This window comes from Pseudomonas sp. S37 (assembly GCF_016658545.1).
Classification (GTDB): domain Bacteria; phylum Pseudomonadota; class Gammaproteobacteria; order Pseudomonadales; family Pseudomonadaceae; genus Aquipseudomonas.
In genome coordinates this window covers 17,569-28,424 of record NZ_JACVZC010000084.1, presented here as the reverse complement: position 1 = coordinate 28,424, position 10,856 = coordinate 17,569, and the positions used below count along the sequence as shown (strand labels likewise).

The 10,856-nt window shown below is 56.6% G+C and carries 6 protein-coding genes; 2 read left to right on the top strand and 4 right to left on the bottom strand.

Translation table 11 applies throughout. The features are described 5' to 3' along the window. Positions 1-2,231: 2,231 nt before the first annotated feature. From IAE39_RS21005 to IAE39_RS20990, 4 genes are all read right to left on the bottom strand, one after another. Positions 2,232-3,692, bottom strand: coding sequence for an autotransporter outer membrane beta-barrel domain-containing protein (locus IAE39_RS21005; protein WP_236548738.1), 1,461 nt, complete (start codon positions 3,690-3,692; stop codon positions 2,232-2,234). After that, positions 3,689-4,600, bottom strand: a complete 912-nt coding sequence (locus IAE39_RS21000) for an RHS repeat-associated core domain-containing protein (protein ID WP_236548737.1) — start codon at positions 4,598-4,600, stop codon at positions 3,689-3,691. The genes IAE39_RS21005 and IAE39_RS21000 overlap by 4 nt, the downstream gene beginning before the upstream one ends. A 1,173-nt stretch (positions 4,601-5,773) precedes the next feature. Next, positions 5,774-8,392: an RHS repeat protein gene (locus IAE39_RS20995; protein WP_201206121.1), complete on the bottom strand. Its 2,619-nt coding sequence runs from the start codon at positions 8,390-8,392 to the stop codon at positions 5,774-5,776. Positions 8,393-8,430: 38 nt separating this feature from the next. Next, entirely contained in the window at positions 8,431-9,234 is an 804-nt protein-coding gene (locus IAE39_RS20990) for a hypothetical protein (protein WP_201206119.1), read from the bottom strand. Between the two features lie 80 nt (positions 9,235-9,314). On the opposite strand from IAE39_RS20990, the gene IAE39_RS20985 reads away from it, so the two are divergent. Further along, the gene (locus IAE39_RS20985; RefSeq protein ID WP_201206117.1) at positions 9,315-10,280 is read left to right on the top strand and encodes a hypothetical protein; all 966 of its coding nucleotides are present in this window, start codon (positions 9,315-9,317) and stop codon (positions 10,278-10,280) included. A gap of 51 nt (positions 10,281-10,331) precedes the next feature. Then, positions 10,332-10,844 (top strand): hypothetical protein, encoded by a 513-nt coding sequence (locus IAE39_RS20980; protein ID WP_201206115.1) that lies wholly within the window; start codon positions 10,332-10,334, stop codon positions 10,842-10,844. The last annotated feature ends 12 nt before the right edge of the window (positions 10,845-10,856 follow it).

Sequence of the window (10,856 nt, the reverse complement as noted above, 5' to 3'; positions counted from 1 at the left end):
ACGACCTTGCCAAGGTCGGGGTCGCGAGTTCGAGTCTCGTTTCCCGCTCCATTCTAGAAAACCACTCTTAGGAGTGGTTTTTTTTTGCGTTTTTTTTCTGTCCTGCCAGCAATTCGCCAATATCATTGACGCCTGCCAAACAGCGTAGCACGGCCGCGGCTCCATTCCGCCATCAGTGCCCAAAAGCAGGGTACCTGATATTTCTGCCAGTAGCGGCCCACGGTCCACAGCTCCAAAATGAGGCTAGCAGGGTTCCTTCGCACTTTTGACGGAGGGGCGGATTGCTTACCTGATTCGGGAGTGTGAAGATGTCAACTGATAACGATACTACAAATAACGATACTACAAATAACGATACTACAAATAACGATATTACAAATAACGATATTACAAATATCGATATGCTGGGTTGGGGAATGATTGCAGCATTCGATGATGCAAAACTTAATCAGTTTTTATTGCAGGTCTATATTCAGCGTTATAAAACTTCCGATGCCCTTCCCCCCGTATCCGGTGAACTTTCTGTTTCGGGTGGAGAGTGGCGTTACAAAATTGAAAGTTTCCTGATGGATCGACCCAGGATGGCTTTCGAGAATACCGACCAGAATGACTCCAGGGCAAATATGCAGATGCGCGTATTGGGCGGTAATCAGTTGCACCAGAGATACACCAATCAGCAGTGGTATACCCAAGCCATTTCTTACTTTGCTCCTTTCGCAGGGTCGGTACTGCGATTTGATCTAAAGCTCCCGGATACACCCATCGTTGTTGAATCGGACGGCACGATGTTCATTGATCTACAGAACAGTGACGAGTTTAGGCTCGAGGTTTCAGAGGAAGATCAGGATAATAAAATCGGTGGCGATTTTTTTAGTGCTCTTTTCAAAAAGCTCGAGAGTGCCCAGCGACGATACACATTTGGCGAGTTGGCTGTAGGCGCAGATGAATGGGCGCGGACGCGCCGTGCTTATATGCGTACGCAAAGAAATGGCAGGAACGGTGCAGTGGTGCTTTTCATTCAGGTAGGTAATGAGCCGGCAGGTGTACTTCCTGATGCTCATTCATCGTTCGGGTGGTTGCTGCCCGTCGGGAGGAGTGCTAGAGTTCTATTCAATCGGTATACCTTTGCATTACGTTTATACGCTGAGGGGTTTGGCGAGGCGTACAGTGCCAAGGCGGGATCGTTGAAATTCGGCTACGATAAGGAGGGGAGGGCTACCAAGCTCACATTAAAAAGGGGGGATTACAACCAGATTCAACCGACGCTAGATAAATTGTTTTACTTTCTTGTGAACGGTAAAGAAGATAACGTGATGGCAATATGGCAAAGCACGGTCTTTGTTGTGAAGGGGGGTGAAGAAATAACCTTTGAGATGAGAGATGATGGTGTTCATGTTGAAGATTTTTATGCGACGGGTGCAGTTCAAAGTTCTTTCCCTATAATGATGGGTGACGGCTATATTGAGTGGGTCGGGAGTCGGCGCGACGAACTTAAGAAAAAACTTGAGGCAGGGTGTAAGGAGATCGTGTTTGATCATAAGGTGGATATTCATTACACTTCGATTACTCGGGCGCCCAATGCTAAGTGGCATAAAAGAAATGATGGGAAGGGGCAGGCCTTGGAGAACCCGCGAGAGGAAAGCGAAACCCTTGTTATGGATGACACCCCGGACGCATTAATTGACAGTGTCATAGCATACCATAATAAGGATGCCACGGTGGGTGGTTTGGCAGCTCGGATCGCTAAGAAATATCAAGACGTTTTTACAAATAATAAAAGAATTCAATCGGAAACGCTAGCGTTGATCGCTTTGATGAAGATGAACTTTGGTGAAGGAATTACTGTCTATGATCACAATTTTGAAATGGATGGTGATTTGGCTGGAAATATCTCTCCAAAACTTACATCATTCCGGATAGACCCGTTGGAGCTGATGTTGCCAGCATCAGCTGAGCATAGGTTTGTGTGTAACCCTGCTAAGCCGAACGTCAAATTCAAGCTGGAAGATGCTAGCCGTAACGGGGACTTAGGCCGTATTACCAACGACGGTTTATATACCGCGCCCGCCGCAGGTTTAATTGAAGGCCTGTTCAAGCACGTGCGCATAGTGGCCACTGATACCGATACGGGGTACCAATCAATGGCATTGGTTACCGTGGTCCGCGACACGATTATCGCGAACCCGTTGATTGATTCCACCTCAGGTTTTACGCGCACACTGAAGGCCGGCTCAGGGCTGTTCTATCTTCTCGCCGTGGCTGTAGTCGAACTCGGCGTGCATCTGCCACTGCTCGGCCCAGGCCACGGATACACCGGTACCGAACTCGGCGCGCGAGCCGGACAGGTCGTTGTGGAAGGTGTTGCCGTTGACCTTGACGTCGTTGTTCTGGGCAAACTCGTGGGCCACTGCCGCCTTCAGGTACGGTTGCACGCTGCGGCCCTGGCCCAGGTCGAAGTTGCGGCCTGCCACCGAACCCAGCTTGGCCTGCAGTGAGCGGGCACTGTCGCCATGGCCGCGCATGCCGTTGTCCAGGGTTACGCTCTGGCCTTGCACGGCCATGGCCGAAAGCTGCGCGTAGGGTTCGATGAAGTAGTCATTGGCCAGGCGCAAGTGGCGGCCGAACTCCACGGAAGCGCCCAGCCCGTTGCTGTCGTAGTCGCCTTTGGCTTGCTTGCCATCGCTCAGGCGCACATCGGCCTGGTTCTGGTAGCGGTTGAACTTGGCTACCGCATCCAGGTAGTAACCGCTTTGCGGTTGCAGCCAGGTCGCATAGGCCCCGACGTGGTAGCTGTCGACCTTGCCCGAGGCGCCGCGGGGCAGGTTCAGGTCCGAGTTGCTATAACCCGCGGTTACCCCGGCCAGCCAGTTGCCATCGCCCAGCGGCAGGGGTGTGTCGGCACCGAACGACAGGCCCTGCTGGGTTTGTTGGTAGCCCGTACCAGCGCTGGATGACACATTGAACTTGTTGCCATAGCTGCGCATCCACGCGCCGGTCTTGCCGGTATCGCGGCGGATTTCACCCATGCGGCTGCGCAGTGTGGTGAGTTCGCCATACCACACGGTGGGTGCGCTGTTGAACAACCCCAGCAGGGTTTGCGTGCCGGGGCTGACGGTACGGGTGGTGGTGTCGAGGTACCAGTCGTTGCCGTCTTCGTTCTGCTTCAGGTCATAAGAGTAGGCGCCCAGGTCCACGGGCCCACCTTCGAGGGTAAAACGGGCGTCGCCGCTGGCAGTATGCACCAGGTGCAGGCTGCTCTCGGACTGCGGGTCGCTGCCGCTGCTGCTCACCCGCAGTTGATGGTCGCCAGTGGCATGCCCGGTGACTTCCAGGTGGTCGGCTTCACCCGTGCCGAAATCGACATCCATGATGAACGTGCCGTTGCCTTCCAGGTTGGCCACCGACAGGGTATGGAAGTCGCCTGCTGCTGCGCCGAAGCGGATGGCCCCGCCGTTCATGGCCAGGTCGTTGAGCTGGGCATCGCGGGTCATTGTCCATTCGGCCTGGCTGTTGATGGCCAGTTTTTCGATGTTTTCCAGGTGGCCTTTCAGGGTGCTGGCGTTTTCCAGCGTGAGGTCGGCGCGCCCACCCTGCTCGGCAACAATGTCACCCACCAGATGGCTGGCGTTGACCCGCAGCGTGGCGTTGCCGTCAGCGGCAATCGACACCAAGGGGCCGCTGCCGGCACTCAAGGTGGAGCCATTGAGGATATCGATGCTGGCATTGACCGGGTTACTCGATTTACAAAGCCTCCCCAGCTATGCGGTTTCGGATTAGGGACTGGAGGTTGAGTGTGTGGTGAAGAAAAAGGTCCCTCCGGTTGCCAGTGCGGAGCTTGCGATGTGAAGTTTGAACTAAACAACTCTGGTGAGGTATTGTTTACCCCGCTGTCGAAATTGCTACTTGTCATACTCCCCCTAGGCGAAACCGGCGGTTTCGCCCCCTTGAGCCACCTGGCAATCCCACGCACCGCCTGGTACCCCTGAATGAGCGCGGCCGGCGCGCCCAGCGCAATACCGGCATACGTTGCAATCTGCCCCGCGTTCATCAACCCTGCATCTTCAGTGGCATAGCCAATTGTGCTCAGAATCAGGCCTGTGGCCTCCGCTACCACTGCCGCACCGAGCGAGACGGCGGTTACGGTGGCGGTGGTAACAGCTAGCCCAGCGGTAATGGCTGCAGGCAAGGCCGCCCCGAAGCTGATCACACCAAGCACCAGGAATGCTGCGGCCAGCCCAATGCTCAGCCAGGCATCACTCGAACTGCCACTGGCGCTGTTACCGCCGGCGAACGCGTGTGGGTTGTCTTCGTCGGGGCGCCGCAGGCGGCCGCCGCTCCAGCCTTCGGCGGCATGCCCGGTGGGGTCGCGGAAGGTAACCGGGTTGCCGTTGCAATAGGCATACGGGTTGAGCCCGCCACCGTCGAACGGGCTCAGTGAATCGGGGCTGTGGAAGCGCATCAGTACCGGGTTGAAGGCGCGATAGCCTCGCCCCAGCAGGTACCAGCCTGTGCCTGCTTCCCGGAGCTCGCCGTTGTAACCGAGCACACCCTGCCCGGATGGCGTGGAGTCGCCATAGGCTGCGTAACTGAACGTGGTCATCTTGCCATTGTGCAATTCGCACAGCACACCACACCCGCAGGCGACAAGATCACGTTCGAGTACGACCTGGCCTTGACCCTGGCGCCGAACAAGAGCCTGATCGCCGGTGACGATTTCGAGTTCAACTACCACCCGGTCACAGGCAACCTGTTGGCCGCAAGCAATACCAAGAAGGACGAAAACGGCAAGCGGACCTATGGTTATGACGCAATCGGGCAACTGACGTCTGAAACATGGACAGGCCCAGACGGCAAGGAATGGAAAACTTCGCAGGACATTTCGTCGACAGGCCTGCCCCATTCCCGAACCCAGGCAAACGATCTCGAAACCACTTACGTGTATGACACGCACCTGCGCCTGGAGTCTTCGACCCAAGGCCTGGTAACGGTGGGCTACAAGTACGATACGCTGGGCCGGCCCTGGAGGATCACCACCGAGAATACCGCCAGTGGCGGCGCGACTCAGGTCACCGAAATCGAGTACGACGACAATGGCCGCGAAAACAAGCGGACCGAGACCATCGACGGCCAGCCGACCCGCATCGTCACGCAGGTGTGGGGCAAGGATGACCTGCTGGATGAGCGTACCGCCACACAAGGTGGCAAGGTTTTACTGCACGAGACCTTTACCTACGACAGCCGCCAGCGCCTGACGGGCCACCAATGCAACGGCAGCCAACTGCCCAAAGACCCGTTTGGTCAACCCTATATGGATTTGACCATGACCCTGGATGGCTACGACAACGTCAAGACCACCACCTACAAGCTTGAGGGCGACACGCAACTGCAAAGGGCTGTCTACGGCTACCGCAAGGCCGACCCATGCCAGCTGGAAAGCATCACCTACGTACCCGCGAAGCCGAAACTCACCTTCAGTTACGACAAGAATGGCCATCTGGAGCGTGACGAGCGGGGGTTGGCCCCGGAACACGACAGCCGTGGACGGATGACGGCAGTCAAGGATGACAAAGGCGCCGCAATCGCAACCTTCCGTTACGACGCCCACAACGAACTGTATGCCAGCCAGGCCGGCAGCGAGCCGCAACAGTTGCTGTTCTTCGAGGAAAACCGCCTGTCGGTTGCCATAAAAGGCAACCGGACCACACATGTGCTGTACGCCGCCGAACATGCCGTGGCGCAACAGACAGCCGGTTCCGCCAACGACACGCTGCTGCTACAGACCAGTGCCAGTGGCAGCGTGGCTGTCGGGCTGGCTGCGGCCACCTGTAAAGGTGTATGTCTCGGTACGTTCGCCCACTGTGCGCGAGACCAGCCGTTGCAGGCTGTCGAACTGCTGGCTGGCAATCTGCTTGCGATCTGCGGTTTTGCCTTCTGGTGTGACCGTTAGCGCAACGGGCAGTGCTTCGGCACTGTGGCTGGCGTAGGCCCGTTCAACCAGAGTGGCATCCGGTAGCCGGGTACGGGTCATGCGGTCACGGGCATCGTAGGTGTAATGAGTGCTGTGCCCGCGTTCATTGGTAGCCGTGGTGCAACGCCCCAGGCCGTCATAAACCTGCAGCAGCTCTTGCCCAGGCAAGAGCTTCCATTGGCTATCCATGCGCCGGGTGCGAACCGGTTTCTCGAACAGGTTCATCCACGTCTCCACCCTGGACGCAACCTTGCCGTCGCTGCCGGTGGTCCACCGCCGGATCACTGGCCCGGTGGTGTGCTCAACGGTGCCAATCAGGTTGGTTTCCTGATGGTAAGTGATGCCTTCGGGGGTGATGGTTCGTGCGAGCTGGTTCCAGTCATCATACTCGTAGCGGGTACGCCGCGATTTTTGCACGCCAAGGTACCAGTCATGGGTGGTATCGCTGGCTTTGTTGCCTCGTTCGTCGTAGCTCAGGGCATGGGTGTCGTGCAGGCGTGTCGGCACTTCGCTGTCGACCTTATCGCGTGCAACACGCACTGGGCGGCCCAGGCCATCCACGTAGGTTCGCGTGCTGGTTCCAAGCGCGTCTGTCAACTTTTGCCCGGGCAACTCCACATTCGTCCCATCTGTAGTGCCACGCAGATAGTAGGCATAGCTGCGCTCGGCCGGGAACTCGCCGTCAGCCGAGGTGATGGATTCAAGCGTTACCCGGCCCAGCTTGTCGTAGTCGTAACGTGTGACGACGCCATCCTGGTCGCGCTCTTCGTAGAGCAGGCCGGTACGCGCCGACTCCCGGCGTATCTGGGTAGCCATTTGACCATCCCAGACGCCCATGGTTTTTTCGGTGGTTTGCACCTGCGCAAGCGTGTCGAGTTTGTCGTACTCGAATGTGCTCATGGTCAAGTGGGTACCGAGCAGCGCAGTGCGCATGTTGACCCGGCCGTGCCGGAACGGATCAGTCAGTTCATCCGTGTACCCGTACTGGACCTTCTCCAGCTCCGTTTCCTTGCCCTTGGGGTCTACAGCTACCAGTGTTTCGCTGTCGACCAGATGGCAAGGTTGCAGGTCGGGGGAACCGACGGTTGCCAGCGCAGCGCGGGTGACGTAGGCATAGCGTTGTACCAGCGTATCGGCATCGTTGCTGGCCGGTACAATCGTGCGATCGCGCAGATGACGCACGAAGCCTTCAAGGTCCAGCGGGTGGCCTTCGCTGGCCGCTGCCGGGTACCACGTGTTGATTTCCTTGACACCATTGGCCTTGGTGATTTCCAGCACATTACCTTGGCCATCGTAGGATGTGCGCTCGACTTCAGGCGGCCTTAGCGGGCTGTTGTCCTTGCGCCACGAGAGGCGGCTGGTTTTGGTGGCGAGTTGGAATGTCCGCGGCTGGTTGTCGAATGCCACATTATCGTGCATCGACTCATAAGCGGTGACCGTTTGCGCAATGTTGCTGCCTTGGGTGGTTTTTTCCAAGGTTTGCAAATGAAACTGGTTGAAGCGCCGCTCGATGGTGCGCAGCGGTTTGTCATCCTTGTACAGCGTTTCTACCGAACCGTAACTGTACTCGCCGACATACTGATACATCGCGTCCAGGCCCGTTTCATTTCTACGTGCCCAGTCAATGTCCAGGCCGTAACCCAGAAAGTTGTGCCTGACCGGTTTGTCGGGGTCGTTTGGGTAGGTATATCGGTTGTCGACTTTCGGCTGCCCAAGGCCAGGACTAATCACATGGTCGGTCACTCGGGGAATAGTGCCGGTGACCATGGCCCCGTTCTGGTCCTTGTAGTTAAACCGGTGCCCTTCGTCGCGATACAGTATCAACTCCTCGCCGCCATTTGGCGTGGTGACACCCTCCATGCACCACAGGCCGTGCACCTCGCGGTAGCGGAAGTCCCATGCACCCTTGTCATGGGAGGGTAACTCGATTCGCGAGACCGAGTTGTTGGGCCCGGTCACGTGCATTTTATAGGACGCACCCGGGCCTCCGGCGGCGTCAGGGAAATAGTTCAGCGACAAGATGCCATCACTGAAGTGAGTGCCGAACACCGGTTCGCCATCGGCCTGGAATATGGTTTTCAAGCGCACGAAACCGCCACCGACAGGCTCATAGTTCAGCCGCAAGGCATGCCCAAGAGGCGATGCTACACGCACCGGGACAGCGGCGAGGTTACTGCCGCTACCTTGCAACTCAAGTACCTCGACCAGCCCCGACCGATGCACGATGCGATAACCGTCGCCGTGGCGGTAGAAATGAAAATTGTCCAGTTTCTTTTCACGCATCAGCAACTGGCCGGTTTTCGGGTCTTCACCGGTGACCTTGAATGTTTCACCGCTGGCCAGTGTCAGCATGTTGTCACCGGGCGTATAGCGTGTGAGCTGCAATTGCCAGTTGGTGCCGAAGCCGGTGTTCTGATTGCCCATGCTATTGAATAAAAATACCAAGGGAAAGTCGATCTCCCTCAGGTCATTGGCGCGCAGCCCTCCAAAGTTCCGAGGGGCTCGAATTCGACCTTGGCGAATAACAGTGCGAAACGCTCTGGTGCATAGACGTCGGGCGCATACACGCCAGTCTGCTCGTCAAGGGAGCCCGGGCTGCCGATGTACTTCGACCACGTCACACCTGAGATTGGCTGCCCGTTTAACCGAGCCTGCAATTGCACGCCGAATTCCGGTTGCAGTTCTGGGTCGATCAGTACCTGAAGGAGCGGCGACTTGTGCTCGACCAGCAGCACGCTACTGGTACTCTCGCCGCTCTTACCGGCAACCCTGACTTCATCAACGGTGAAGGTAATGTCAGGCAAAGGTTTGGCAGGCGGCGTGTAGAGGTTGGTCGGGCCTATCGCGCCGCGATCAATGCCCCCTCCACCCTGCTCATCGGCAACCAGTTGCCACTTGAACTCATCGCCATCCAGCGCACCGGCGGTGAGCGCGACCTGGAAATCTTCGTGAGCATTGGCGTGGGTAACATGAATCAGGGGGTTAAGCGTTACACCCTTGGTCAACACGGTGACTTTGGAAACACTCTCGGCACTCGTTGCCGGGTCAGTGGCGACCACCAGCACCCGGGTTTCCAGTGCCCCCATCCTGTTCGCAGTCGGTGCGGTGTACACCCCCGTGGCGGCATCGATGGTGCCCCACTCTCCGGAACTGCCAGGCAATGGCACCACCGTCCATACGACATTGGGGATTACGGTATCCAGGGTGAACTGCAATTCCTGACGAGGCTTGAGCAGCACATTCTGCTGAATGATCGAGAACTCCACGGGCTGGCTGCTTACCGGAGCGAACACAGCCAGATTGTTGGGTGCCTCGAGCTGCCGCCTGTGACGGCAAGGACTATCGCTTGACACCTACCGAGCAGGCCAGCCTGATGCTGGTCGAGCTAAAGTCCAACGACGACGTGCCCGCACTGCCCGAGGCCAGCCAGGGGATTGAAGACGATCAGGTCTATGCAACCCGTACCCTGCCGAATGCCTTCAAACAATATGGCCAGCTGGCCTTCAAGGACGACCCGCACGACCGGCGTCTGAAATCGCCGGGGTCGACGATATATGCAACACGCTATCTGCATGTGAACGATCCGAGCGCGGTGGCCGCCAGCTTCTATGCCAGGTTTACCAAGGACGGAGGCGGGGAGTTCACTTCCCTGGACCAGGACCCAACAAGCGGAACCGTGCAGGTGAATGTAGCGCGGCTGCCGACTTACCAGCGTGAGCAGTACTCGATGGAGCGCAAGCGAGTGAAGGGTATAGAGCCTGGGCCTGAAGGGCGACCGGGAGATGAATACTATCTTGAATACAATTCAAGAGATTACTGGCGATTCAGGTTTTTGAGTGCTGACTTCTTGACGGCTCAGATCACTGATATGAATTCTGATGGAAGCATCAAGACGAAGGCGAATGAGTCGATGATTCGTTGGGAGAATGAGCACCCCAATGAAATCATGGCCAGCTACACCGGTTTCATCTTTGACGACCGGCTGGAAAAGCAAGAGGCCAATACGCAACCCGAGCGGGTCATTGAGTTTGACGAAGACCTCAATGAGGTATTTTCAGATTCCACTGAAGTGTGGGAGGCGGAAGTTGAACCCTCCGCGTTCAGCAGTGGCATGGCGGTGATATGCAACGATCGCAAGGATGATGTTGCTTATAAACCTTTGGGTGAACAGGCGCACCTGGCGCAGCCGCTGGTTATCAAGTTAGTCGATGAGCAGGGTAATGTGCACCATGTTGAGTTTTCCTATGGTGCCAAAGGTCAGTCGGGTAATCGCAACGTAGTGGCCTGGGAACTGGTGCGGCCTAAGGCTTGAATTGCACTGGCTGGCTGAAAGTTTAATTTATCGCGTATGGAGAACACAGTGATGAAGCAGAAAATGTTCCTGCTGGTGGCTGCCTTAATGAGTGGGGTGGCTTTTAGCAATATGGTAGCAGCGGAAGAAGTGCCTACGGGGGGGACTATCATGTTTGCCCAGAAGTTGGAGAATGGCGAGCCGGGTGGGCAGCAATGTACGCTACCTATCAAAAGTGACAATGCCGAGCATATCTATAACTTCCGTACTAATGATGCGAGTTGTAACAATGATGTGCACAGTTGGTTTCGAGTGGAGAATGCACCTTCTGCGGTAATTTTTGAATTGAGGTCAGATGCGGCGCAGCTTAAGCCCGGTGAGTGCAGACCGGACTCTCAAACGCGCTGGATCTTCAAGCTGCGCACTACAAGGCAGCCGACGACGACCGGCTGGATATCAATCCCAGGGCTCAGAGGCCGCCCGGACAAGACTATTATTGATGCCGGTGGTGTAAGGCTGGAAAGTACCCGAGATGAAGGTGGCAACATCGAAGGCAAGCTTTCTTGCGTAAAAATCAACTATTGAATTTGGAGGTTA